This window comes from Flexithrix dorotheae DSM 6795, assembly GCF_000379765.1.
Classification (GTDB): Bacteria; Bacteroidota; Bacteroidia; order Cytophagales; family Flammeovirgaceae; genus Flexithrix; species Flexithrix dorotheae.
The window spans coordinates 313277-338663 of the sequence record NZ_KB903454.1; the positions used below are offsets into that span (position 1 = coordinate 313277).

Annotated in this window: 17 protein-coding genes and 1 tRNA gene; 6 read left to right on the plus strand and 12 right to left on the minus strand. The window is 36.8% G+C overall.

The features are described 5' to 3' along the window. Window positions 1–62 precede the first annotated feature (62 nt). Both A3EM_RS0123450 and A3EM_RS0123455 read right to left on the minus strand, forming a co-directional pair. Window positions 63–5072, minus strand: a complete 5010-nt coding sequence (locus A3EM_RS0123450) for an alpha-2-macroglobulin family protein (protein WP_020530697.1) — start codon at window positions 5070–5072, stop codon at window positions 63–65. 220 nt (window positions 5073–5292) lie between these two features. Next, the gene (locus A3EM_RS0123455; protein ID WP_020530698.1) at window positions 5293–7029 is read right to left on the minus strand and encodes an ABC transporter ATP-binding protein; all 1737 of its coding nucleotides are present in this window, start codon (window positions 7027–7029) and stop codon (window positions 5293–5295) included. A gap of 262 nt (window positions 7030–7291) precedes the next feature. Between A3EM_RS0123455 and A3EM_RS0123460 the strand changes: the two genes are divergently transcribed. Continuing rightward, on the plus strand, window positions 7292–8980 hold the full coding sequence (locus A3EM_RS0123460; RefSeq protein ID WP_020530699.1) for an FAD-dependent oxidoreductase: 1689 nt from the start codon (window positions 7292–7294) through the stop codon (window positions 8978–8980). 61 nt (window positions 8981–9041) lie between these two features. Here A3EM_RS0123460 and A3EM_RS0123465 read toward each other — a convergent pair whose 3' ends face one another. Both A3EM_RS0123465 and A3EM_RS0123470 read right to left on the minus strand, forming a co-directional pair. Then, window positions 9042–9851, minus strand: coding sequence for a sialate O-acetylesterase (locus A3EM_RS0123465; protein ID WP_020530700.1), 810 nt, complete (start codon window positions 9849–9851; stop codon window positions 9042–9044). A gap of 206 nt (window positions 9852–10057) precedes the next feature. Next, on the minus strand, window positions 10058–11293 hold the full coding sequence (locus tag A3EM_RS0123470; RefSeq protein ID WP_020530701.1) for an ABC transporter permease: 1236 nt from the start codon (window positions 11291–11293) through the stop codon (window positions 10058–10060). Between the two features lie 185 nt (window positions 11294–11478). On the opposite strand from A3EM_RS0123470, the gene A3EM_RS0123475 reads away from it, so the two are divergent. Then, complete coding sequence (locus tag A3EM_RS0123475; protein WP_026210545.1) at window positions 11479–12738, plus strand: hypothetical protein; 1260 nt, start codon at window positions 11479–11481, stop codon at window positions 12736–12738. A 488-nt stretch (window positions 12739–13226) separates the two neighbouring features. On the opposite strand, the gene A3EM_RS0123485 is transcribed toward A3EM_RS0123475, so the two are convergent. The 4 genes from A3EM_RS0123485 to ung all read right to left on the minus strand — a co-directional run bounded on the left by A3EM_RS0123485 (window position 13227) and on the right by ung (window position 15950). After that, window positions 13227–13310, minus strand: a tRNA-Leu gene (locus A3EM_RS0123485). Between the two features lie 117 nt (window positions 13311–13427). Continuing rightward, the gene (gene surE, locus A3EM_RS0123490; RefSeq protein ID WP_020530704.1) at window positions 13428–14201 is read right to left on the minus strand and encodes a 5'/3'-nucleotidase SurE; all 774 of its coding nucleotides are present in this window, start codon (window positions 14199–14201) and stop codon (window positions 13428–13430) included. Between the two features lie 188 nt (window positions 14202–14389). Then, entirely contained in the window at window positions 14390–15016 is a 627-nt protein-coding gene (locus A3EM_RS46180; protein ID WP_020530705.1) for a hypothetical protein, read from the minus strand. Window positions 15017–15287: 271 nt separating this feature from the next. Further along, a complete protein-coding gene (gene ung / locus A3EM_RS0123500) occupies window positions 15288–15950 on the minus strand; it encodes a uracil-DNA glycosylase (protein ID WP_020530706.1) in 663 nt (220 codons plus the stop codon). Window positions 15951–16124: 174 nt separating this feature from the next. Here ung and apaG point away from each other — a divergent pair, with 174 nt between their 5' ends. Then, window positions 16125–16511, plus strand: coding sequence for a Co2+/Mg2+ efflux protein ApaG (apaG, locus tag A3EM_RS0123505; protein WP_020530707.1), 387 nt, complete (start codon window positions 16125–16127; stop codon window positions 16509–16511). 80 nt (window positions 16512–16591) lie between these two features. Here the strand turns inward: apaG and A3EM_RS0123510 are convergent, their stop codons facing one another. Both A3EM_RS0123510 and A3EM_RS0123515 read right to left on the minus strand, forming a co-directional pair. Continuing rightward, window positions 16592–17836, minus strand: coding sequence for a M48 family metallopeptidase (locus A3EM_RS0123510; RefSeq protein WP_020530708.1), 1245 nt, complete (start codon window positions 17834–17836; stop codon window positions 16592–16594). A gap of 261 nt (window positions 17837–18097) precedes the next feature. Further along, window positions 18098–18844: a phosphoglycerol geranylgeranyltransferase gene (locus tag A3EM_RS0123515; protein WP_020530709.1), complete on the minus strand. Its 747-nt coding sequence runs from the start codon at window positions 18842–18844 to the stop codon at window positions 18098–18100. Between the two features lie 650 nt (window positions 18845–19494). On the opposite strand from A3EM_RS0123515, the gene pyk reads away from it, so the two are divergent. The 3 genes from pyk to A3EM_RS0123530 all read left to right on the plus strand — a co-directional run bounded on the left by pyk (window position 19495) and on the right by A3EM_RS0123530 (window position 23240). Next, entirely contained in the window at window positions 19495–20925 is a 1431-nt protein-coding gene (pyk, locus tag A3EM_RS0123520; RefSeq protein ID WP_020530710.1) for a pyruvate kinase, read from the plus strand. A gap of 237 nt (window positions 20926–21162) precedes the next feature. Then, a complete protein-coding gene (locus A3EM_RS0123525) occupies window positions 21163–22245 on the plus strand; it encodes an LptF/LptG family permease (RefSeq protein ID WP_020530711.1) in 1083 nt (360 codons plus the stop codon). An 83-nt stretch (window positions 22246–22328) separates the two neighbouring features. Then, a complete protein-coding gene (locus A3EM_RS0123530; RefSeq protein WP_020530712.1) occupies window positions 22329–23240 on the plus strand; it encodes a DMT family transporter in 912 nt (303 codons plus the stop codon). Window positions 23241–23298: 58 nt separating this feature from the next. Here the strand turns inward: A3EM_RS0123530 and A3EM_RS0123535 are convergent, their stop codons facing one another. Together A3EM_RS0123535 and A3EM_RS0123545 are read right to left on the minus strand one after the other, a co-directional pair. Further along, complete coding sequence (locus A3EM_RS0123535) at window positions 23299–23892, minus strand: 50S ribosomal protein L25/general stress protein Ctc (RefSeq protein ID WP_020530713.1); 594 nt, start codon at window positions 23890–23892, stop codon at window positions 23299–23301. Between the two features lie 198 nt (window positions 23893–24090). Beyond that, complete coding sequence (locus tag A3EM_RS0123545; RefSeq protein ID WP_020530715.1) at window positions 24091–25377, minus strand: DUF2851 family protein; 1287 nt, start codon at window positions 25375–25377, stop codon at window positions 24091–24093. Window positions 25378–25387: the final 10 nt, after the last annotated feature.

Below are 25387 nucleotides of genomic sequence, written 5' to 3' on the forward strand. Positions count from 1 at the left end.
GTATTTCGTTTAATCAAAAAAAACCACCAACTTTTACAGGTTTGGTGGTTTTTTTCCTCATATTACTGTCCAATATAAATTTCCTCAAAATCAGAAAAGCCTCTTTTCTCAGGATAATACATCAATTGTACTACTGCCGGGGCCACATTGAATTTCCCAGGAATTTGTGCTTTTAGCATGTAGGAATATTCATATTCTCCCTTGTTCAAATTGGTAATGGTGAGTGCGTATCGATTATCTCTAAATTCACTATGAGTGTACCAATGAGACCATCTGTAGTATCCACTCTTGCTCTTGTTTTCCAATTCCTCTCCTTTAATATTGTATCCGTCTTCGTCCCTGATAAATTCACAACCTGCAGGAATCGGGTCCTCCACCAAAACATACTCCTGGGCTGTATTTGACCTAATTTTCACTTTTACTAAAATATCATCACCTGATCTTATCCCTTTTCCAGAGGTTGGCACCTTATTATATACCAGGTTTCCATTTTCATCACTCTCAGGAACTAATTTGAAATACTCCCGCTCCACAACAAAAGAATTGGATTGCCTGGCTTCTTCCAGCAATTCTTCATCATCTTTCTCCAGGAAGTAGGACAGCTTTGCACTGAAATAAGTATTTCCCTTTCCGGTTTGCTTAAGTGTAATTATATTTTTGCCACTTTTAAGAATGGGAAATTCATCCTCGGACATTTGTTTTTTTAACGAAGCCTGAAGTTTTTCTCCTTTTAATACCAATGTTTTTCCCTTTTTAAAAACAGCCTCTTTTCCCATTTGCAGATTGGCAATCAACTTGTCATTCACATAAATATCCAAGTCAATATCAGGATTAATTTCCTGCTTTAAAATATCCTGTAAACTATAAATTGTCATTGCGGTCTGGCGGGTATTGTGCCAGCTATTTCCCTTTCTTTTGCTCATCAGCCACAATACAGCTCCGGGAATTAATTCATGATTCGGATTAACCATACTCAATGCTTTTACAACATGGGCTGTGGTTTCCACCTGATCATCCTGCCAATTGTAATAAAACTTCTTACCTCCCCAATAGTGATGGGTTCCTTCTTTATTGACTGAATTTTCCAGATAACCCTGAATTTTCCCAGCCAGATTATGATCTTTGGCTAGAAGGGCAGCCTGTAACCAAAGGGCATATTGGTACGCATTCAATTCGGAATCAGGCATTTTTTTAGTCGGCCAAAGGTCAGATATCCCCACTTTCATTCCCACCATCAATGCATAGGCATAGGTAGTATTTTCAATATCATTTTTACTTAATTGATTTTTCAAGGCCTCTACTCCTTCCCAATACATTTTATCATCTACTTCATACCCCGTTTCCTTTGCATAATGGAGACCATCTACCACATAAGCAGTCATGAAAGGATGGGTAGCATCATTTTCCCACCAGCCCCATCCTCCACCAGGATGCTGTAATTCTTTCAGTCGTTTCACACCTTTTTCCACCATTTTGGGTAATTCTGTAGGATCAATGGTATGACTAAAATCTCCTCCTAAGGTTTTAATCGTATTGGCCACAATCAAGGTTGGCTGGAATCGACTCATGGTCTGTTCCACACAGCCATAAGGATAACCAATCAGATCATTTAAAGAAGAAAGTAAAGCAGCAGCCACAGAAGGCGCTGCATTTATTTCAATGGTAGCATTATCCAGATCAATTGATTGGGGAATTTTTATATTCAATTCATGTTGGTCTTTGTTACTAAGAAAAGCAGCACTTGAAGTAACCACCTCCAAACCAAATGGATGCACCGGAACGGAAACTTGCTTGGCATCTGACTCTTCATTAGTTAAGGCTTCTACAGTAAGTTTGGCTTCAGTGGGTATAATCGTACTAATTTTCCAATCAATCTTTTCCTCACCATTGGCAGGGACCTCAATGATTTTTTCGGTACCTTTTACTGTAATCCCATCCGTTTTCAATGCCACTTTTACTTTTTTAGCCTTAGAAAGATAATTATGAATATTAGTAGCAATCAGCATTTCATCACCCAGATTGATAAACCTTGGCGTTTCTATTCTCACTAATAAATCTTTGGTCACCACAATTTTAGCCATGGTCTGGCCCACTTTGGTATCCTGAGTGATCACTTTGGCAGTGGTTCTCCAGGTGGTTAAATTATCTGGTAATTTGATATTGACTACAACTTCCCCATTTTCATCTGTAACCAGACCAGGATTCCAGTAAATCGCATCCTGGAAATCTTTCCTTATAGTAGCTTCCTTGAATGGTTTATCAGCTCCTACCCCCTTTTTTAATATTGCTTCATTAGATCTTGCAGCTGCCGGTACTTCTGCCATCTCATTTAATAACATATCTTCTTCAGCCCCTCCTAATGAAAAATGCATAAGATTAGAATTCCTGTCCTCTCCATTTAATGAATTGTTCACTAATGTTGGACTTATATCTCCAGCACTTTCAATTGTTCGAATTATTTCTGCAAGTTTTTCTTTATCCAGTTCAATCTCCTTTTTGCTTTTGCCAATTCCCACATTCAGCATCATGTCGAAAGGATATAAATTTTTTACTATACTAATTCTTTGCCCTAGACTAAATTTAATAGCAGTAGTATTTGAATCAATAGCCACTAACTCATAATAACCATTTTCATCTGTGCTTCCTTTAGCTTTTCCAGCTTTCACTTTCACATTGGCAAGTGGCTTTCCAGTATTAAAATCAACCACAAACCCTTTTAAACTAAAGTTTTTCTTTGGTCGATAATTTTCCAATTGAATATACCGCCATGCCCCATCCAAAAGATAAAAGGATCTTTCAAAATCAATATTCAATTTATCCTTTCTCCATAAAATACCCTTCCCTAAATATTCACTGTAACTGTATTCATTCATTTGGCTAATGCCAATATTGCTGTTATTAAAACTCTGATTAGGATAAAACACTTCTCTTATATCTTTTGTGGCATCTGGGTAAAGTGAATAAATACTTTCATCAGCAGTGCTTAAAGTGAGTTGGGCATTAGGCATTGGATTTCCATTTTCATCCGTCACTTTCAATAGTGCCTTAGCCATTTTCCCAGGCCTGTATTCCTGCTGATTAAAAGTCATTTCCACATTCAGGTATTTCATTTGGGGAATCACAGAAATATCTGCCTTCTTTTGATACAATTGCCCGTTGAGGGAATAAAACACAGCAATTTGTTGCTTACCATAAGCATTGTTATCCAATACAAACTTAATTTCCTGAAGGGTATTTTTCTCCTCTCCAACATTAAAATTAAGCACATCATAATCCTTCAATTTATCCTGTTGAATGACATAAACAGCATTCCCGGCATTAGGAGCAAGTATGGCAACTTTCACTGTATCCCCGGCATTATATACCTTTTTATCAGTGATGATTTCCATCCCGCCTTCAGTAGAATTCCACCAGCTCATATCTCTGTCAGAGTCAAAAACATAAAAGCTGGCTGTGCTAGTGGTCAGTTTTCCATTCTTATCTGTAGCACTTGTTTCAACAGTGTAATATCCAGATTCCTCAATCGAGAACAGGCAGCTCACTTCAGGCTTTTCAATTGAAGTAACACCTTTTTTCTTTTCAATCAGGTGTTTTTGTTCACTGTAATTTTTGTGGGAATAAAGACTGGCGGTAAATGCTGTTTTTACCGGAAATCCTTTCAGATCGTAAGCACTGACCCAGATATTCACTTTTTCAGTAGGGTTGTAATAATACTGCTCACTTCTGGCAGAAATATTAAAGGCAGTATTAGATACATTTACATTGGCACTCCCTGATATCGTTCTTCTACTGGCATCTTTTACTTCTGCAATTACTTTAAACTTATAATTTTTCCCCTCGGGAGAATCGGTAGGGACTGTAACTTCAAAAGCTCCTTCTTCTGAAATTTTTCCACTTCCATTAAAAACTACTTCACTATTATTGACCCGAAAATCATCATACCACCAACCACAAGCAAATCGAGCATAATAAGGAATATAATGTTCCTCTCTAATGACTTTGTAACTCACCTCAGCATTTTTCACAGGAGCTCCAAAGAAATAATCTGCCTTAACACTGACTTTCATTTCATCCCCGGCAATATATTGATCCTTATCAAAATTTACCTTTACTTCATACTCAGGCTTTTTGTATTCCTCTACTCTAAATTCGCAATCATTATTGTACCTATAATAATGAGTTGACCCAGATTGGATATTAATAGAATAAGTGCCCAAAGGCATAGTAGATTCAATAAAAATGGAATCAGCAAAAGTCCCATGTTCATCCAGCTTCACTTTCTTTTTTAATAATTCTCCTCCCTCAGGACTGGAAATTGAGTATTCGATTGAATCCTGAAGGAGTTTATAATCAAAACCCTGTTTTTCTCTAAAAACGCCTTTAAATTTCACCATCTGCCCTGGCCGGTAAGCAGACCTGTCTGTAAAAACATAAGCGGTAACTTTATCATTTTGGTTATAATAATTATAGAAGAAGTGACTCGAAAGACAAACAGAATTATTTTTTATGGCTAAAAGAGGCATATTATACGCATCAATAAGTACCTCTAAATGAGAAACTTTACCATCTGTTGTTTTTTGCTTTTGCCATTTATTTTCACTTTCGATGAAAAGATCAAAACCTTCTATAATTTTTCCATCTTTTTTATGAGCTACATAGGCTAACAAATCACCTTCATAACTATAAGCCACCAAATCATAATTGGAAATGACCACCGGCACATGGGAAACATGCCCAGAGCTTAAAGCTTCGAGAATATAAATACCTTCACTAAGTTTTCCAATATCGATCTTTTTCTGATACTCATTTTTATTTGTCACAAGATCTTCATTCCAGGTTTTTGTTATTGGTAAAGTTTGAAGGAGGCTATCAGTGGAGGATAAATTAAAACCACCATATGTCCCATACTTTTTAGCAAAAGCTACCGGATTTTCCACCCTGTATAAAACAAAATTAGCTTTATCAATACCCTTTTCAGGGCCATTGTAATAATTTTCTGAAACAAAGACAAAAGCATCTTCATACTCAGAAAAAGATTGTGTAACATTCAGGTTAAAACTTTTTTGGCTCATAGCTATCTGGCAAGATGACAAAATAAGGAAGAGAAAACATAAATATTTCATAGCAAAATCAATTCTTAATTAAAGAAATACGCTTTATCAAAAGAAGGATGCGGAATGGAATAAAATTCCATAATCCAATTGCAAAAAATTCCTATATTTTAAAATGAGTCACAGATAAAAAGATACAGTTCCAGTTTTATCCGTCCCCAAAAAACATGATTAGAAAAGCCTAAATCCTTGCCTGATACGTATAGAGGTCATAGTACCTCCCCTCCTTGGCTATCAATTGTTCGTGGGTGCCCTGTTCGGCAATTTTACCGCCCTCAATTACCAAAATCTGATCTGCCTGACGAATGGTACTCAACCGGTGAGCTATGACAAATGTAGTCCTTCCTTTCATCAATTCCTTAAGGCTGGCCTGTATAAGGCTTTCACTTTCAGTATCCAGGTTGGAAGTAGCTTCATCCAGAATTAATATTTTGGGGTTGGCCAAAACCGCTCGAGCAATGGCAATTCTTTGTCTTTGCCCTCCTGAAAGTTTCACACCTCTTTCCCCGATAATGGTTTCTAGTCCATCCTCAAACCGATCAGTAAATTCCTGAACATAAGCCGCTTTAACGGCATTTTGCAATTGTTCCTCAGAAGCATTTGGTCTGGGGAAAAGGATATTTTCCCGAATGGTGCCATCAAACAGAAAATCATCCTGAAGTACCACACCCAGGTGTTCTCTAAAACTTTTCAGGGAAACTTCAGAAAAGTCAATGCCATCAATGGTGATTTTTCCTGAAACCGGATTTAAAAAGGAGGCAGCCAATCCCGCTATGGTTGATTTACCTGATCCGGAAGTCCCTACCAAAGCAGTCACTGTTCCTGCTGGTGCAGTAAATGAAACATCATTTATAACATTTTTGTCCTCCTCATAAGCAAATGAAACATGCTCAAAAGCGTAATCTCCCTTTAATTCTCCAAGGATAATTTTTCGTTTGCTCCCATCCTCCTCCGGAGGCATGTTCATTAAATCTTCGGTTCGGTCCAAACCAGCAAATGCTTCAGTTAACTGGCTTCCGGTATTACTCATCTGCACAATCGGGGCAATCATAAAACCAAGGAAGAGGGTAAAGGAAATAAATTCCCCTAAAGTCAAAGCATCGTCCATAATTAAATATCCTCCAATACCCATAATTCCTGTAGTGGCAATTCCCAATAAAAAAGCACCTGAACTTGTCACCAAAGCCGTGGAAGTTAAACTTTCTTTTACATTCAGAAATAACCGTTCTACACCACCTTCAAATGTCTTCACTTCCTGTTCTTCCGCATTAAATCCCTTGATTACCCGTATCCCATTTAATGTTTCTGTAAGCCTGCCCGTTACTTCTGCATTTATTTCCCCTCTTTTTCTAAAAATCGGCCGGATATACCCAAATGCTTTTAATGAAATAAAACCAAAAAGAGAAACTGGCACTAACACAAAAAAGGTCATTACCGGACTGATCGAAATTAAAATCACAAGAGAAATTATAGAAGTAATAATTCCTCCAAATAATTGAACAAGGCCTGTTCCAACTAGGTTTCGAACACCTTCCACATCCGTCATAATCCTGGAAACCAGTTCCCCGGCTTTAGCATTATCAAAAAACCTTACAGGAAAACTCAGGATTTGTTTTTGTACTTTCGCCCGTAATTCAGATATCAAAAATTGCGCTTCCACACTTAATAACCTTGTGAGTAAAAAAGAGGTAGTGGCCTGTAAAACAAGTGCAATCACCACTGCTCCCAAAAGTTTATACATGGTATCAATATCTCCTTCCGGAATTATCTCATCTATCAGAATTTTACTGGCATAAGGCAATACCAAACTAGCTAACCTGCTGATAAAAATTAATACAATTCCTACGGCAAGTAATTTTCTTCTCGGCCAGATAATCGTTTTAAAGACATGGGAAATGGTAACTTTTCGCTTTGCCATTTTATGGATTAATATCGATTTAAGTGAGCCGGAAAGTTAAAAAAGAATTAGAGCAATACAGGGGAAATGAGCATTAAATTTCAGATCAGAAAATTTAAAACAGCCTAATTCAAGTACATAAAATTCGCTTATTGTAACATAATGATTTTTTACGGGTACATTTTCAGTATTCCCCAGAGATGAAATTGTTTTTACCGGGAAAAGTATTTAATATAAGTCTTTAATATTTAAAATATCTAAAAACAATTTGATCATCTTACTAATGAAAATGAAACAAATTTCTTATTTACTATTCGCTTGTTTACTTTATTTTTCTGCCTGTACCAGTCAGAATCAGGAAGAGGCTAAACAAGCCCCAAACACAGAAAGCTATTCAGCTGATATTATCATATATGGAGGAACTTCAGCTGCGGTAACCGCTGCAGTAGAAGCAACAAAAGCCGGTAAATCTGCTATAATTGTTTCCCCGGATAAACACCTTGGAGGCCTTTCTTCAGGAGGACTGGGCTATACTGATACCGGAAACAAAGAAGTGATTGGCGGACTGGCCAGGGAATTTTACCACAGGGTTTATAATTATTATCAGGATGATAAAACCTGGAAATGGCAAAAGAAGGAAGAATATGGGAACAAAGGCCAGGGAACTCCCGCAATGGATGGTGATGCCAGAACCATGTGGATTTTTGAACCACATATAGCCGAGCAGGTTTTCGAAGATTTTATTAAGGAATATAATATTACGGTTTACCGGGACGAATGGCTGAACCGGGAAAACGGAGTAGTGCTAAAGGATGGGAAAATTCAAAGTTTCACCACCCTGAGTGGAAAAACTTTTGAAGGCAAAATATTTATGGATGCTACCTATGAAGGTGACTTAATGGCTGAGGCTGGAGTAAGTTACCATGTGGGTAGAGAAGCAAATAGTGTTTATGGTGAAAATTTCAATGGTGTCCAGGCTGGTGTTTTCCACCATAGGCATTATTTCCTGGAAGATATTGATCCTTATAAAACTCCCGGAGATCCAAGCAGTGGTTTACTGCCAAAAATATCAGATCAACCACCGGGAGAAAATGGTGAAGGGGATGATAAAATTCAGGCCTATTGCTTTAGAATGTGTTTAAGTAGACATCCGGAAAACCGGGTGCCATTTCCCAAACCTGATAATTACGATCCTGCAAATTATGAACTTCTGGCCAGGGTTTTTGCCTCGGGTTGGAGAGAAACTTTTCATAAGTACGATCCTATTCCCAACTGGAAAACAGATACCAATAACCATGGTCCATTCAGTACCGATAATATTGGTATGAATTACGGTTACCCTGAAGCTTCCTACGAAGAAAGAAAAGCAATCATTAAGGAACATGAAGATTACCAGAAAGGCCTGATGTATTATCTATCCCATAATGAAAAAGTACCGGAAGAAGTCAGGAAGGAGATGGCCCAATGGGGTTTGGCTAAAGATGAATTTACAGATAATGGAAACTGGCCTCATCAGATTTATGTAAGGGAAGCCAGAAGAATGATTGGGGATTTCGTAATGACAGAAAAAGAAGTAATGGGAGATATTCCATTGGACAGATCAATTGGAATGGGATCTTATGCCATGGACTCCCACAATACCCAGCGGTTTGTCACCAAAGATGGTTTTGTTCAAAATGAAGGTGATATTGGAGTGCATCCTCATCAGCCTTATCAAATTGATTACGGATCGATTGTGCCTAAAAAAGGAGAATGCCCTAACCTGCTTGTTCCAGTTTGTGTTTCCAGTTCTCACATTGCCTTCGGCTCTATAAGGATGGAACCTGTTTTTATGATTCTGGGACAGTCAGCAGCTTCAGCAGCCATATTGGCCATTGATAAGAATATTAGTGTTCAGGAAGTAGCTTATACGGACCTGAGACCTCTTTTGGAAAAAGGTTTGCAAAGATTGGAATATAAAAAGGAAAACTAGAAATTTAAAAGAAAGTGAAGCAAAGTAGCCTGGTTGAAATGAGTCTACTTTGCTTCATAAATTATTGTTGTAAATCCATCATCACTTCAGCATATCTTTTCCCCAACTCTCTGGCTGAAGCTGAACTAAAATGAGTATCATCTCCCTTGTGGGTCAGGTTTTTTGCAGAAACAAACCCTACATTCTCATTTTCTTTAGCAAAGGTTTCCAGGGTTGAATTAATTTCTGCTGCAAAAGCATTTTTTTGAACAAAAAAATCACCCAATCCTCCAACTACAAAAGGGATTTTTTCATTTCCTCCGGCAGTTCGCATTCGGCCAACCAGTTCAGCAAGCTTCATTTTATAGCTTCCTACTTTTTCTTCCTTACTATCAGATTCTCCCTGATGCCATAAAAATCCTTTTATTACACCTTTTTTACTTGCTTCTTCAATCCTTTTTATCGCATCATCATAAGGATATGATTTGGTCTGCTCGTGAAAACCTCCGGGTGTCCAAGAATCAATGGGAGAACCACCAGCCGCACAAGGGACCAGTCCAATGTTTACCTGAGGATTTAAGGTTGCCATCATTTTTCCAAAAGTTAATCCCGGCCCAACTCCTGCAACGGGTTTATCGAAATGCATGGGATCTTTGGCCAATTCCCATTCATTATTTTTATTGAGCATGAATACTCTTTCATGAGGAATGGTATCTAATTTACCGGGCTTTCCCCTGCCGGCCATATTGGACTGGCCAATTAAGATATAAATGTGGAAATCTTCTTTGGAAACTTCTGCTTTTTGTTCTTTCTGGTTTACACTCTGATTACAAGCCGAAAAAAAGCAAAACAAGACAAGTAATGGAATAGCCCACAGGTAATTATTTCTCATATTAGGTATTTGGTTTAATGATAGGGCTTAGTTTGATTTACCCAATTATTTTCAATTGTACAGATGAAAAATTTAACAACAGGCCTTTGATCAAAAAATACAATTAAAAAAAAGAGATAAACTTAGCCTAAATATTACAGGCAAAATTGACTACTTGTAAGCAAAACTCCAATTAGAATTGAGCAATTTATTGAAAGAAGATAGGATTATTCATAACGCAAAGATTCAATTGGATCTAATTTAGAAGCCTTGCTGGCCGGGTAATAACCAGACATCATGCCCACAATCACACAGACTACAAAACCTACGGTAATCCAGATGACAGGGAAAATAAAACCTTCTGCATCAAACAAAACCGTGACCAAATTCCCAATTACTATTCCCAAAGCCACTCCTATAATGCCACCTAAAATACAAATCGTAATAGCCTCCATCAAGAATTGCTCTCTTATCCTGCTTGGAGTAGCCCCCAATGCTTTCCTAATGCCAATTTCCCTGGTTCTTTCCGTAACGGAAACCATCATAATATTCATCAAAGCTATGGAAGCACCTAATAAAGTGACAAAACCAATTAATGCTCCTCCTCTCTTCAACTGGCCTGAAGTTTCATCAATGGTTTGTACAATGGATTCACTCCTGGAAATTTCAAATGATTCTTCTTTTCCCAATTCATCTTTTCGGATCGCCCTCATAATTCCTGTGGCTTCGCCAATCAGGTAATCCAGTTTTGAGGGATCTTTTACAGTGGTGGTGAGTGTATAGGAAAGCCTTGTCTGGGCGGCAAATTTATTGGCATTATTTACCGGAATAAAAATGGACCGGTCTAATCCCCCGCTACCCAATCCGCCAGATTTGTCCAATACTCCTACTATTAAAAATTTATTTCCTCTTACCCCAATAGTTTTATTTAATGGATCTTCTTTGTCAAAAAGGGTCTGGACAATTTCGCTTCCAATAATGGCTACATTGGCTCCCTGCTCTAGTTCAAAGCGGGAAAACTCCCTTCCTTTGGCCAAATCATATCCTTTATTTTGAAGGTAAAATTCATCAATTCCCGAAACTCTGGAATTGGGATTCGTTTTTTTCGATAAATGTTTTGCTTCGGCACTTCCCGTAACCCATACAAAAACACTTATCTTTTCGGCATACTGTCCAAACCTTTCTTTAAATTTTAGAATTTCCCGGTAATCAAGCGGTTGTTTGGCACTGGTGGAAATCCCTCTGGATCTTCTGGAACGGTATCTTTTATCTTTAATATCAAAACTATTTGCACCCATATCTGCCAAACCGGAAGTAATAGAATATTGTATGGCATCCACTGCAGTAAGTATTCCTACTAAGGAGGTGATCCCAATTGCCACAATTGAAGCAGTTAGAAATGTCCTTAATTTGTTATCCTTAATGGATTTTATAGCCTCTTTTACATTTTCTATGTAATTCATGGGGTAAAGTTATCAAAATTGTCGATTTTAGTACATGACAGTAAACTTGAAACCAAAAAATAAAACTTCAAGTTTATTGTAGTGATTATAATATATTAGTAATTTAACTAAACAATTGATTACACTTTTCAGTCAATTTAAATTATCTGATATAATTTTTTTATTTAACAACTAACATGATTGCGATGAAGAAGATTCTGATTCTGTTCAGCATCATATTTTTTACACTACAATCCAAGGCCGCCTATATTTTGGTTCCCATGGATGAGACGCAAGTTAATCATTTAAAAGCGTATGGAGTAACATATTGGGTTCTACAGCAGGAAGTAGAAGCTGAGTGGCTTTTAAATTACAGGGGCGGAAGCTTTATGTTTAAATACCTTCAGGATTTTGAAAATGAGTTAATCATAAGAGGTGTTGGTTATGAGGTCATTTCAGATGCTCAAGCACTTGAAATAAAGAATATGATTGCCAGCCCTGAAGCTAATATGGATGTCATGAAGCTGGAAGTTGCACCCAAAATTGCCGTGTATTCCCCAAAATCCAAACAGCCATGGGATGATGCTGTAACCCTGGTACTTACCTATGCGGAAATTCCTTATGAGGTAGTTTTTGATGATGAAGTAATGCTGGGCAAACTACCTGAATACGACTGGTTGCACCTTCACCATGAGGATTTCACTGGTCAATATGGAAAATTTTACGCGACTTACGGAAGGCAGCAATGGTATATTGAACAACAAAGAGAATTTGAAAAATCTGCCCAAAAACATGGTTTTTCAAAAGTTTCCCAGCTTAAATTGGCTGTAGTAAAGAAAATCCGGGATTTCTGTGCCGGAGGAGGATTTCTTTTTGCCATGTGTTCCGCTTCGGATACTTATGACATCGCACTTTCGGCTGAAGGTGTGGATATTTGTGATTTTATGTATGATGGTGATCCACCTGACAGAGATGCTCAAAATAAGCTGGATTATTCCAGCACGTTCGCTTTTAAGGATTTTAAGCTAAAACTAAATCCTTATGAATATGAATATTCCAATATTGATAATCAGTCTCATGAAAGAGGCCTGACGGAAGGGAATGACTTCTTTAAATTGTTTCAATTCTCAGCCAAGTGGGATCCTATTCCAACCATGCTTTCTCAAAACCATGAGCTACAGATTAAAGGGTTTATGGGCCAAACTACTGCATTTAAAAAGAACCTGATTAAATCGGATGTGGTGATTATGGGAGAAACCAAGCAAGCCAACGAAGCCAGATACATTCATGGTACTTTTGGAAAAGGGACATGGACTTTCTTTGGCGGTCACGATCCGGAAGATTACAGGCACTTTGTAGGTGAAGAGCCTACTGATTTAAATCTTCATCCCAACTCACCAGGATACAGATTAATCTTAAATAACATTCTGTTTCCTGCAGCCAAGAAGAAAAAACAAAAGACTTAATTTTTTGATATTAATATTAATGAAAAGGGAACATTTTAACAGGATGTTCCTTTTTTTTCTCCTCTGGTTTAAGTTTAATACCCGCCATGGAATTGTTGTGTCTTTCTGTAAAATCCAGTTTTTAACTGGAGATGGCAAAATCAATTCCCGAAAAACTCTTAGAAACTCCAGGCCTCTCCAATGCACTTCGAAAGAAATCTATTGGTCCAGGTGGAATACTTGAAATAGGGTGATAAACCAGGACAAACCTTCGGAATTACAAATTTCGAATAGCGAGTTCAGTACAAGGTACCCAAATCAATCAATTTCCTGGCAGGGTCTTCTCATTTGAGAGACCCTGCATCGTACTTTAGTAAAAATCAAGGTAGCGATAACACCGCCCCTGCTTAGACTTGCTTTATTTGTATTATCGAATCTCTACAAAGGATTCCAACCAAAAGAAATCAAAACAAAAAAGCCCCTTAGTGAAAACTAAGAGGCTTTTTCTGTACCCAGGGCCGGGGTCGAACCGGCACGATATTGCTATCATTGGTGTTTGAGACCAACGCGTCTACCAATTCCGCCACCTGGGCATTCCAAACGGTCGATTTTGGGAGTGCAATTATAGAGAAAGATTTTTTATTTCACAAAGAATTTACCTGCAATTCATTAAAGATTTTGCAAAAAAAATTCAAACCCAAAATCACCCATTATAAATCCCATTCATCATTGAGAAAGGCAATATTTAAATGGGCGGTCATATCATATAAAACAGGCACCACTGAAGCAAAATTATTCTTAATCGCCCATTCATCCGTATCTTCACCTTTATCATTATTTTGTAAATAGCCACTTAGCCAAAGGTACTTTCTTCCACTTGGGTCTGTTCTTTCATCAAATTCTTCCACCCACTTGGCGATGGCTTGTCGGCAAATTTTCACTCCTTTCACGGGTGTTTCACTTTTTTTCGGGAAGTTTACATTCAAGGCCACTCCTTTTCCAATGCCTTTTTCCAATGCTTCTTTGGCAATTTCCTTCACCCACTTTTCTATGTGACTGAAATCTGCTCTGGCATCGTAATCACAAAGGGAAAACCCAATGGATGGAAGACCTTCTATAGCCGCTTCAATTGCGGCTGACATAGTCCCGGAATACAATACACTTACAGAAGTATTACTGCCATGATTTATTCCACTTACCACCAAATCCGGTTCCCGATCTTTTAGTATGTAATTTTTAGCGACTTTGATACAATCTGCCGGAGTTCCGGAGCATTCATAAGCCTCGATATCATCAAAAATATCCGACTTATAAATTTTCAGAGGATCGTTGATGGTAATGGCATGACCCATTCCGGATTGCGGGCTATTTGGAGCCACAACTACTACCTCACCAATAGTTGACATGATTTCCACAAGTGTCCGAATACCTTTAGAGGTAATACCGTCATCATTGGAAATGAGTATTAATGGTTTTTTCTTCATTAGGATTTTGATTTTTTTTGTTCCGGGAAGGAAGAAGTTTGAAGTGAATTAAATTTGATCAATTGAACGACAAGATTAGGTAATTCAATAGTAATATCAAACAAAAAAAGATGCTTACATCAAAAAGCATCTTTATGTTATAATTAGCCTAATATTTTAATTATTGTAACCAATTAGCTATATCAAGCTTATTGATTAATTAGGGAATTGTAAAAATCAATAATCTGAATCATATCGGCTCTCCTCTCAATTTTAAGTTTGTTGGATTTAATGAACTTTTTTACCACTTTACTTTGGTCACCCATAAACTTCATTAAACTGTCTTCATCAGGCCGGCAATGGGCAATCTGCCCCTGTCCATTGATTAGGTAATAGTCATCCACCTGTACTGCCACCCGTACATTTCTGCCTCCAAACCAGTAAGGATCATAAGTATTTTCCACTTTTTCCACCACTTTTTCTTTTGCAAGCAGGGAAATTGGTTCTCCTTCAGAAAGCAATTCAAAAAAAGTCGGTTTTTTATAACTGGACCCATCTGTACTATAGGGCAAGGTATAAAAATATCGGATAGTCTTGGTAAGCGCATCTACAATTTGCCATGCTTCCACTCTGGTAGCATTGTATGACCTCACCATATTTCCCGATTTAAAAACTAGGTTATCATTTTCCAAATCGTATTTAACTTCACCCTTTAATGTTTCCCCTGATGTAAGGTCAATTTCTCCACGGTGCCAGTAATTCTTAGAAAAATCCTGGGAATACCCCAGCAGCACTAATTGAAACAAAAAAATGGTTAAAAGAATAAATTTTTTCATAATTTGAATGTGTTGTAAAGCCGAACATCTGGTATTAAGTAAAAAGTTCACAAAACATTTACCATCTGCTTTTAATTAAGCAGCAAATATTCAACATCTTTTTAAAATTTCTAATTATTAACTTCTATGGATATTTGTGATGGCATCACTGGTTAGACACGATTTTTAGCCAAAAAGTTAACACAAATTACTGATTTTTACCTTATTATAATAAATTAATCAATCTTAAGGTTCATCACATTCGAACTTTTAGGTCAACCTCAATTCAATTTCACCAATCTACAGGCTTTTTTCCCGCCTTTTCTAAATAAGTATTTACTTTACTAAAATGCTTGTTCCCAAAAAAACCTCTGTCAGCTGAAAAAGGGGAAGGATGAGCCGATTTTAACACGTAATGTTTTTGTTCATCGATTATCGCCCCCTTTTTCTGAGCATAGGCGCCCCATAATATAAATACCACCCCTTCTTTTTTATCCGAAATCACTTTGATTACTGCATCAGTAAACTCCTCCCAACCTTTCTTCTGATGTGATCCTGCCATTCCCGCCCTTACGGTTAAGGTAGCATTAAGTAACAGTACCCCCTGACTAGCCCACCGTTCCAAATTCCCTGTTTCGGGAATATCTTTTCCCAAATCTTCTTTAATTTCCTTAAAAATATTTCTCAATGACGGAGGAAATCTTACATCATCATTTACAGAAAAACATAACCCATTCGCCTGCCCCTGGCCATGATAAGGATCTTGTCCCAAGATCACTACTTTTAAGTCTTCAAAACTGCATTTTTCAAATGCGTTAAAAATAAGTGGCCCTGGAGGATATATCTTATACTTTTTTATATCATTTTTTATAAATTCTGTTAGTTCAGTAAAATACTGTTTTTCAAACTCTTCTCTTAAATGGGGTTCCCAGGATGGGGCAATATTCACAGACATTATTAAATTTTTTTAGACTAAAATAAAAAATTACTCGTATCTTAATATAATTATTACAATGTAAGTTTTTTGTTAATAGTTAACACTTGTTTCATGAGTTATTAAAAAAACTATTGCATAACTCTAATATAGCTTATAATTTTAGAACTGTATATTAAGAAATTGTCTATTATTATGGTAACTAAGATAACAGAAGGAATAAAGGTAACAGTAGAAACTGAGTATCAACCAGAATATTCCAGTCCTAAACAATACCATTACGTTTTTACATATAAAATCCGAATAGAAAATAATAGTGATTTTACCATCCAGTTGAAAAGAAGAAAGTGGCATGTAATTGATGCAGATGGAAGTAAAAAACTTGTGGAAGGAGAAGGAGTAGTTGGTCAGCAACCTGTAATAGAACCAGGTGAAATGCATCAGTATGTTTCCGGATGTAATTTAAAGAGTGGTGTGGGTAAAATGAAAGGCACTTATTCTATGGAAAGAATGATTGATGGGAAATCGTTTGAAGTGACCATTCCCGAATTTAACCTTATTGTCCCTTTCAAACTGAATTAATAAAATCACACAAAGTTTTATATAAAAAGAGGCTGTTGCAGCATTTGCAACAGCCTCTTTTTTGTACAGTCTTGATAACGCTAAGAAACAGCAGGAATATGTTTTTCCAACGCTCCAAGCCTTTTTAACAAAGGAGGATGTGAATAATAAAAGAAAACATAAGCTGAATGAGGTGTAAGATTGCTCAAAGAATCTACAGAAAGCTTCTTCAAAGAATCTTTTAAGGCTTCCCCGGATGAAGTTTTGGCGGCATATTCATCAGCCTCATATTCATTTTTCCTTGAAAACACATTCATTAATAATCCGGTAATAGTTGAAAGCGGACTATAAAGAATAGAGAAAGCGATTAATCCCATATGTAAACTCGGTTCACTGGCTCCCAAAGCTGCTGATAAAATTGGGTTAGAAATTACCAGACTCAAAATGTAAAGAGTGAGTAACATGGTGAATGAGGAAATGATTAAACCCTGAAGGGTATGCTTTTTCTTATAATGCCCAACTTCATGAGCCAAAACAGAAACTAATTCCTTAGTATTATGCTTTTCAATTAGGGTATCGTATAAAACAATGTTTTTGGCCCCACCCAATCCACTGAAATAAGCATTGGCTTTGGTTGATCTTTTAGAACCATCTACTACCATAATGTTCTTTAATGGAAAATCTACCCCTTTGGAATACTCTTCAATAGCCGTTCTCAACTCCCCGTCTTCCAGTGGAGTTAATTTATTAAAAAGTGGCACAATCAGGTTGGTGTAAAACATGGTAATGGAAAGTGAAAACACCATAAAAATGGCCCATGCATATATCCAGAAAGTATCTGGAAAAGCCTGATAAAACCAAACAAATAAGGCCAGCAAGCCTCCACCAATGATTGCTCCAAGCACATACCCCTTTATTTTATCAGAAATGAAAGTCCCAACGGTCATTTTATTAAAACCAAACTTTTCTTCAATTACAAATGTATTGTACAGTGAGAAGGGGGTGCTGATCAAATCGGAACCAATGCCAATAATTCCAAAAAATATCAGGGTTTTATAAATTTCGTTGTCTGTAAATTCATTAACCCAGGTATCCACAATGGCAAAACCTCCTAATAACATCAGAATGGTAACCACAAAACTCAGAAAACTGGAAATAAATCCAATCTTATCTTTTGCCTCAGCATATTCCTGTGATTTCCGATATTTGTCTTCTTCGTAAATCCCTTTCAAACTATCCGGCAGCGTCTTGCTTCTTTTCTTTTGATTTAAGTAGTCCAGTGTTCTTTCTAAAATAAACTCAGCGACTACAATGGCAATGATAATGTATAGAATTGTTTGGCTCATCCTTATTAATTCCTTGAAAATAAAAATAAATAAAACGCAAAAGTAAGTAATAATTAATTGATTGTAATTGCCAGTTCTAATTTATATGGAGTAAGTGGATCTCAATACCAATCAGTTGAACACCCCTCCAGGTGGAAAAACAGAAAAAATTCAAATTTGACTGATTCCTTTAGTAATTAAAAGGGAATTCTAATCTGGAAATTGGAGTAAATAAAATGTCGTGAATTAGCTAACTGAGACGAAAAAATTTACAACCTTTTCTCAATTAAAAGAATTCTTCGCTTCACAAATTTCCTGAAGCAGATCACGATTTTTTTCCACCGCAGTTCCCACTACAATCATATCAGCCCCCGCCTCATAGGCATTTTTCGCCATTGTCCCGTTTCTAATTCCTCCACCAATAATCAGTGGAATCCCCAGATTTTCCTTCACTTTTTTTACCATTTCCAATGATATAGGCTTATCAGCTCCGCTTCCCCCATCCATATAAATCATTCTCATCCCCAGCATTTCCCCTGCCATTGCGGTGCAAACAGCTATTTCAGGTTTATGAAAAGGAATAGGGGTTGTATTACTCATATAATTGGCAGTAGTAGCCACGCCACAATCTATAAGCATATAACCAGTAGGAATAACCTCAATGCCCGCTTTTTTAAGTATGGGAGCCGCATTTACATGTTGGCCGATCAGGAATTCAGGGTTTCTGCCTGAAATTAAGGACAGAAACAATATGCCGTCTGCTTTTGGAGAAATATGTAAACTATTTCCGGGAAATAAAACTACCGGTAAGTGAGTTTTTGCTTTTAGTTCAGCGACCAATTCATCAAGATGATTGGAAGTGATTAAACTTCCCCCAACCAGAATTATTTCCGGTTTATTTTCCTGGAACAGCTCAACCAGTTTTGGCACTTCATTTATTCCGGTTTTATCAGGATCAATGAGTATTGCCAAGGACTTTTTCCTTCTCGATTTAGTTTCAATTATTTGATGATAAATTTCCCCTGCCATTCCTTTATATTTCGAACTAAGTAAAATTCTTTAACTATTTTTTCAAGAACCTGTATTTTTTTCCTCCGGTAATCACTATAATCTTAATCCCTAAAATAAGTCATTCAAATTTCCGGTAGATCTCATTTTACAAATCCTCAATTACCTACTAAATTGGGATTTTTATTAGAGGTTGGAAAACTAGCATTTAGATTCAAAAAATCATAAAAATAAAGCAGATTTGCTTATTCTTCCCCAAAGTTAAATGGAAATAATTTCATGATAAATGAAAGAAAATAAGAATACTTTCAACTTTGTAGTGCCAAAAATATGCCTAGGTCAGATTCTGTCATACATGATTTTAAAGGCAAAAAACTGCATTTCCTATCCTGATTTTTAGAAATTTTATTTAATTTGCGCCCTTTAATTAAAACGGTTTAACTCGATTTTAAGCTTGTTATAAATTTAAGATTTTCAAAATGTCGGACCGAGGTGAAGTGGTTCCATTTTGGAATCTTGGATAACATGAAAATTTTATCTTGAAATGAGTTTCTTGAACCGGGCAAACGCTTTTGTAGGTGTTTGTTGTGAAAAGACCAATATTCAGAACTCTCTTATATACATTATTTCAAAGCAAAACCTTTCTATATCAAGTATTTAAATCAGTTGAAATGAGGAAAATATTTAACAGAACCAAAATTGTAGCTACGGTAGGACCAGCCTCCAACACTAAAGAAAAACTTCATGAATTAATTGTGGCGGGAGTAGATGTTTTCCGATTAAATTTTTCCCATGGTACACACAAACAACATCAGGAAGTTATCAACCATATTCGGGAACTCAACAAAACATTTAAATACAATGTGAGTATCCTCCAGGATTTGCAGGGGCCAAAAATCAGAATTGGTCAGGTGGAAGATAACGGTGTAGAGATAATGGAGGGAGAAGAATTGATTATCACCACAGAACAGGAAATCGTAGGAACAGCCAAAAAAGTAAGTACCACCTATACCGGTTTAACCCGTGACGTAAAAGCAGGTGATACCATTTTAATCGATGATGGCAATCTTGAAGTAAGGGTTTTTAAGGTTGACGGACATGATGTGCATACTAAAGTGGTATTTGGAGGTATATTAAAATCAAGGAAGGGAATGAACCTACCTGATACAGCCATTTCCGAACCTTCCCTCACTAAAAAAGACAGGGCAGATCTGGAATTTGGACTTGAAAATGAAGTGGATTGGATAGCCATTTCATTTGTGAGAAATCCAGGAGATGTACAGGAACTAAAAGGAATTATAAAAGAAAGGGGAAAAAATTCCAAAGTAGTTGCCAAAATTGAGAGGCCCGAAGCCATCAAAAATATTGATGCTATCATTGATGAAGCCGATGGAACCATGGTAGCCAGAGGAGATTTGGGTGTGGAAATCCAGATGGAAGATGTGCCGATACATCAGAAAAATATAGTTAAAAAATGTAATGAGGCTGGCAAACCGGTGATCATCGCCACTCAGATGATGGAGAGCATGATAGAAAACCCAAGACCAACCAGAGCCGAGGCCAACGATGTAGCCAATGCGGTAATGGATGGCACGGATGCAGTAATGCTGAGTGCAGAAACGGCTTCTGGAAAATATCCGGTTCAAACCATCCAACATATGACCAACATTGTGAGGGCTGTTGAAAATTCAGGAAATATTTATAATAAAACTTATGAACCCGATCTGAAAGATCCTGAATTCGCCAGTAATATGATAGTTTCCTCCGCCTGTAATATGGCCAAGGATACCAAGGCCAAAGCAATTATTGCCATTACTCATTCCGGATTTACAGCTTTGCAAATTGCCCGGCACAGACCGGAATCGGATATTTATGCTTTTACCGAAAATAAAGCATTGCTCACTTCTTTAAATCTGGTTTGGGGAGTTAAAGCCTTTTACTTTAAACCAAAAGAATCTACCAATGCTACTTTTAAGTATATAGAGGAATTTTTGGAAAAGGAAGGCTATCTGAGAAAAGGGAATATAATAATTAATACGGCTGCCATGCCTTTTGAAGCTCACAAAAAGACCAACATGGTAAAATTGAGTACTATTGAATAAAGCTTTTTTTAATTTTCGCCCATTTAAATTCCACTTCCATCGGTGGAATTTCTTTTTTATTTGAACATTTTAAATGCTTTTAAAAGGCAATCCCGGAATTAAAAATTGTTAAAATAAACTTATTTCATTGTCCAGATATCAAATTTGTATTTCTAATTGAAAAGGGCTGAACGAAAAGGCTTAATTAAAGTTTTTTAAATTGACCTGAATACCGGACTGAATAACCAGATTAATTAAATGAAAATCCTTGACAGGTATATAATAAAGAAATTTTTTGTAACCTACTTTTTTGTGGTGGCCATTTTGATGGCAGTAATTGTAGTGGTGGATTATACAGAAAAGTCCGATGATTTTATCAAACACAACCTTTCCCTGGGTTTCATTTTAAAGGAATATTATCTGGTCTATATTCCTACAATGGCCAATACATTAAGTCCGTTGGCGGTTTTTATCTCCGTGGTTTTCTTTACTTCTAAATTAGCCTCTCATACGGAAATAGTGGCCATATTAAGTGCTGGAGTATCCTTCAGAAGGTTTTTGATGCCTTATTTATTTGGAGCGACTGTACTAGGAATTTATACCTTCTTTATGGTTGGCTGGATAATTCCCAAGGCCGCTAAAAAACAAATTCAGTTTAGTGTAGAATATTTAAAAAGTCCCTACTACTTTGAACTCCGGGACGTCCATTTTAAAACAGGAGATTCCACCTATATTTATATTCAGAATTACAACAACCGGGTAAAAACTGGCTATAAATTTACTCTTGAAAAAGTTGGAGGTGTGGAATTACTGGAGAAGCTAAGTGCAGATAAAGTAGTTTGGGACACTGTTAAACAAACCTGGCATATCGATAAATATAAGGTCCATACGTTTGAGGGAGACAAAGAAAGAGCCTGGGCCGGGAATAATATGGACACTATGCTCAATATTTCCCCCAAATATTTTGAGAATGATTATAAGCTGGAAGAAACCATGACCCTGAAGGAGCTCGAAAATTACATCCGGGAGGAAGTGGAACGGGGTGTGGGAAATGTGGAAAGGTTTCTCAACACCAAATATGAACGCTATGCTTATCCCTTTGCCATTATCATTCTCACCATTATGGGTGTTACGATTTCCGCCAAAAAATCCAGAAGAGGAACTGGTTTTCAGATTGCCCTTGGCTTTTTCCTTGCCTTTGTCTATCTTTTGTTTGTAATTATGAGTCGGAGTCTTGCTACAGGTGCGCCTAATGAAACGGTTATTGCCTTTATTGCCTGGCTGCCCAATATCACTTTCGCCTTTATCACTTCCTTTTTATATTTTATGGTTCCTAAGTAAGCATTTGTACTTGCTTTAGACCCTGAATTCATATTGAAAAGTGCTGTACGCTAATTTCAGTACTTTTTTAATCTTTTGGCGAAATGTTTAAAGATCAGTTAAAGCTGCATTTTATAGTTTTTATCTGGGGATTTACTTCCATCCTGGGAAATGAAATTTCCGTACCTGCGGTAGAGGTGGTATTTTATCGCACCCTTGTTTCATCCATTGCTTTGGCTGCCATTGTCTTTCTTTTGAAGAAAAAATTTACCCTAAAATGGAGAATAGTTTTAAACTTTATACTTACCGGAATACTGGTTGGCGCACATTGGATACTTTTTTTTGCCTCGGCAAAAATATCTAAAATCAGTATCTGCCTGGCGGGAATGGCCACCACTACCCTATTCACTGCTTTTTTAGAACCGGTGATAAAAAAATCAAAAATAAAATGGTATGAAGTACTCCTCGGGTTAGTTATCATTAGCGGATTATATACTATTTTCCATTTTGAGTTTGACCATGTTTTGGGGCTTTCACTCGCTTTGATTTCCGCATTCCTTGCTGCCTGGTTTTCCATTTTAAACAGTCAATACACTAAAGTTTACGATCCGGTAATTATTACTTTTTATGAAATGATTGGGGCCTGCCTTTGCTGTGTTTTATTTTTCCCTATTTACCAAAACACCTTTGCAGCAAACGGAATCATTCAGCTGGATTTGAGTTTATCTGATTGGGTCTTTCTACTTGTGCTTTCAATTGTTTGCACTGTTTACGCATTTTATGCAGGAATTGAAATCATGAAAAGAATTTCTGCTTTCAATGTCAACCTTACCGTAAACCTGGAGCCAGTTTACGGAATTATTATGGCAGTGATTTTATATGGAGAAAAGGAACAGATGAGTGCAGGATTTTATTTTGGTACCATCATCATCCTGATTTCTGTATTGACCTACCCTTACCTGGACAAAATGATTACCAAAAGGGAAAGAAGAAAAATAGAGGTGCTAAACAAATAAAAAAGCTCCTGATTGATTTGTCAACCAGGAGCTTTTAATAAATATATTAAAATGATGATTATTCAGCTGCACCTTCATCACCTCCATCCTTAGACTGAGCTGATTTAAGTGCTCTTGGAATTTCAACTGAAGCAATAGTTACCATTGGGTTATTCAAGATGGTATAATCTTTTTGCTCAAGTGAGGAAATCTTCACAGATTTTCCTAATTCCAAACCATCAATACTTACTATAATATTATCTGGCATATGCTGAGGAAGAGATTTTACTTTAACCTTTCTCAGTTTGGTCACTAATTTTCCCCCTTTAAGAATACCAGGAGAACTTCCCTGGAATTTAACAGGAATTTCCATGGTTACCGGTCTGTCATCACTTAACTCTAAGAAGTCCGCATGCATAATGATTTCACTTACAGGATGAAACTGAATATCCTGTAGGATACATGTATGGATATCACCTTCAATGTTTAACTTTACGAAAGCAACTTCAGGAGTGTAAACTAGGTCTCTGAAAAGAATCATTGGGGCATGAAAGTGGATGTTTTTTTCTCCACCGTAAAGTACAGATGGTACATTTGCTTCCTGTCTCAATGCTTTGGCAGTAGTTTTACCTAACTGTTCTCTTTTGTAACCTACAATTTCAATGGTTTTCATTTTATTTGATATTTGTATTTCCTGGTACTTAGTTGTCCTTCTTCATCCCAGGTCATGGTTAAAAATAATGATAGAGCTAACTGCTCCATTTTTTCAGGCTGCAAATTTAGCAATTCCTTTATAATTACCATTCTTTTCTTCCTTATTTTACCACATATTTTAAAATATTTTGGAAATAAGACCTTCCTGGTTTTCAAATCAATTACAATTACTCAAAATCTCATTCCCAATTTTACAATCAAGGCACTTTTTGGCCTTGCAATAATTATTTAGCAATTCAATTTGCCCTTGTGATTCAAATGCATTTTTAGCCTTCCAGTTTAATCCCTCCCATTTTTTTGTGATATTATTTTTCTCCGGTTTCAATTGAGAAAGAAAAAGCAAGGCCTTTTGTTTATAATCTTCGTTATCCTTTTGAATGCCATAAGCAAACAACAATGAAACAATGGTATTGATCATTAAAATACTTTTTGAGCTAACCCCCATAGCAGGAATTTCCTTTGATGCTTTTTTCTCTATCAGGTAATGTTTTCTCCAATAATCCGACTGTGGTGTACTGAACAATTTCTTCAATTCTTCCAAATCTTTACAATATATAATTCTGGAAAACAGACTTTCATTTTGAGCAAGAAAAGCCGCTAACTGTGCTAGTCGAATCGTGGGAAAATTAGCAGGCCTGAGCCTTAATAATTTCCATTCACTTTTGGAGATCATATTTTCCGGTAATTGGAATTTATGTTGCAGGAAATTGTATTGATGGATCAATTGGCTAATATATTCATCCGGACTTTCAATATCCTCCAGCCACCCTGCCGCTCCGAAAAGCAGGGCTTCAAGAGAAAGCATCTGATTTCTGGTTTTGGCAACTCTTTTAAAAGTAACCATTCTGGCCAGTTTTAGAAAAGGTTCGCTATTCAATTTAAAACCATAAGCCTGACAAAGTACCTGAAAAATGGTTTCTTCCCAATCGGCATTATTTTTCAACCACAATTCCTCCACAAACTTTGCTTTCCGATACAAACGTGAAATTAATGAGCCTTCCAGCATAGAAAAACGGGTCAGTTCATTTACCCGCTCAAATTCTCCTTCACAAGGAATTATTGCATCATTCAATACCAATTGCTCATAACTGGTTATCAATTGCCCTTCAATTAATCCCTTTAATGACAGGCTGGGAATTATCGCCCCATCTTTTCTTTTTACAGGTGTATCATTTTCATAAACCACATGAAGAATAACATTTTCATAAGCACTATCCCCGGAATGTCTGTGTTTTTCCCAATCTGAAGCTCTCACATGAATTTCAACATTACCCACCCACTCCATTTCACCAATTTTGATTCTGGAATTAAGAAAATCCGGACCAGAATTGGTATTATAAACTCCCTGATTGATAACCACAATGGTCTCACCAGAACCTGATTTCAGTTCATTTTTTATAAACTTTTGAAATTTCCAGACATAATGTAAAAACTCTTCTTTCATGGCTAAAAAT

Excerpts from the sequence above, each read along its gene's own strand:
- A3EM_RS0123515 (WP_020530709.1), bottom strand. The coding sequence starts at position 18,844 with ATGGCAGGGGAAATTTATCATCAAATAATTGAAACTAAATCGAGAAGG.
- pyk (WP_020530710.1), top strand. The coding sequence starts at position 19,495 with ATGAGGAAAATATTTAACAGAACCAAAATTGTAGCTACGGTAGGACCA.
- A3EM_RS0123450 (WP_020530697.1), bottom strand. The coding sequence starts at position 5,072 with ATGAGCCAAAAAAGTTTTAACCTGAATGTTACACAATCTTTTTCTGAG.
- A3EM_RS0123510 (WP_020530708.1), bottom strand. The coding sequence starts at position 17,836 with ATGAGCCAAACAATTCTATACATTATCATTGCCATTGTAGTCGCTGAG.
- A3EM_RS0123470 (WP_020530701.1), bottom strand. The coding sequence starts at position 11,293 with ATGAATTACATAGAAAATGTAAAAGAGGCTATAAAATCCATTAAGGAT.
- A3EM_RS0123455 (WP_020530698.1), bottom strand. The coding sequence starts at position 7,029 with ATGGCAAAGCGAAAAGTTACCATTTCCCATGTCTTTAAAACGATTATC.
- ung (WP_020530706.1), bottom strand. The coding sequence starts at position 15,950 with ATGTCTGTGAATATTGCCCCATCCTGGGAACCCCATTTAAGAGAAGAG.
- A3EM_RS0123525 (WP_020530711.1), top strand. The coding sequence starts at position 21,163 with ATGAAAATCCTTGACAGGTATATAATAAAGAAATTTTTTGTAACCTAC.
- A3EM_RS0123530 (WP_020530712.1), top strand. The coding sequence starts at position 22,329 with ATGTTTAAAGATCAGTTAAAGCTGCATTTTATAGTTTTTATCTGGGGA.
- A3EM_RS0123545 (WP_020530715.1), bottom strand. The coding sequence starts at position 25,377 with ATGAAAGAAGAGTTTTTACATTATGTCTGGAAATTTCAAAAGTTTATA.
- A3EM_RS0123535 (WP_020530713.1), bottom strand. The coding sequence starts at position 23,892 with ATGAAAACCATTGAAATTGTAGGTTACAAAAGAGAACAGTTAGGTAAA.
- apaG (WP_020530707.1), top strand. The coding sequence starts at position 16,125 with ATGGTAACTAAGATAACAGAAGGAATAAAGGTAACAGTAGAAACTGAG.
- A3EM_RS0123465 (WP_020530700.1), bottom strand. The coding sequence starts at position 9,851 with ATGAGAAATAATTACCTGTGGGCTATTCCATTACTTGTCTTGTTTTGC.
- A3EM_RS0123460 (WP_020530699.1), top strand. The coding sequence starts at position 7,292 with ATGAAAATGAAACAAATTTCTTATTTACTATTCGCTTGTTTACTTTAT.
- A3EM_RS0123475 (WP_026210545.1), top strand. The coding sequence starts at position 11,479 with ATGAAGAAGATTCTGATTCTGTTCAGCATCATATTTTTTACACTACAA.
- A3EM_RS46180 (WP_020530705.1), bottom strand. The coding sequence starts at position 15,016 with ATGAAAAAATTTATTCTTTTAACCATTTTTTTGTTTCAATTAGTGCTG.
- surE (WP_020530704.1), bottom strand. The coding sequence starts at position 14,201 with ATGAAGAAAAAACCATTAATACTCATTTCCAATGATGACGGTATTACC.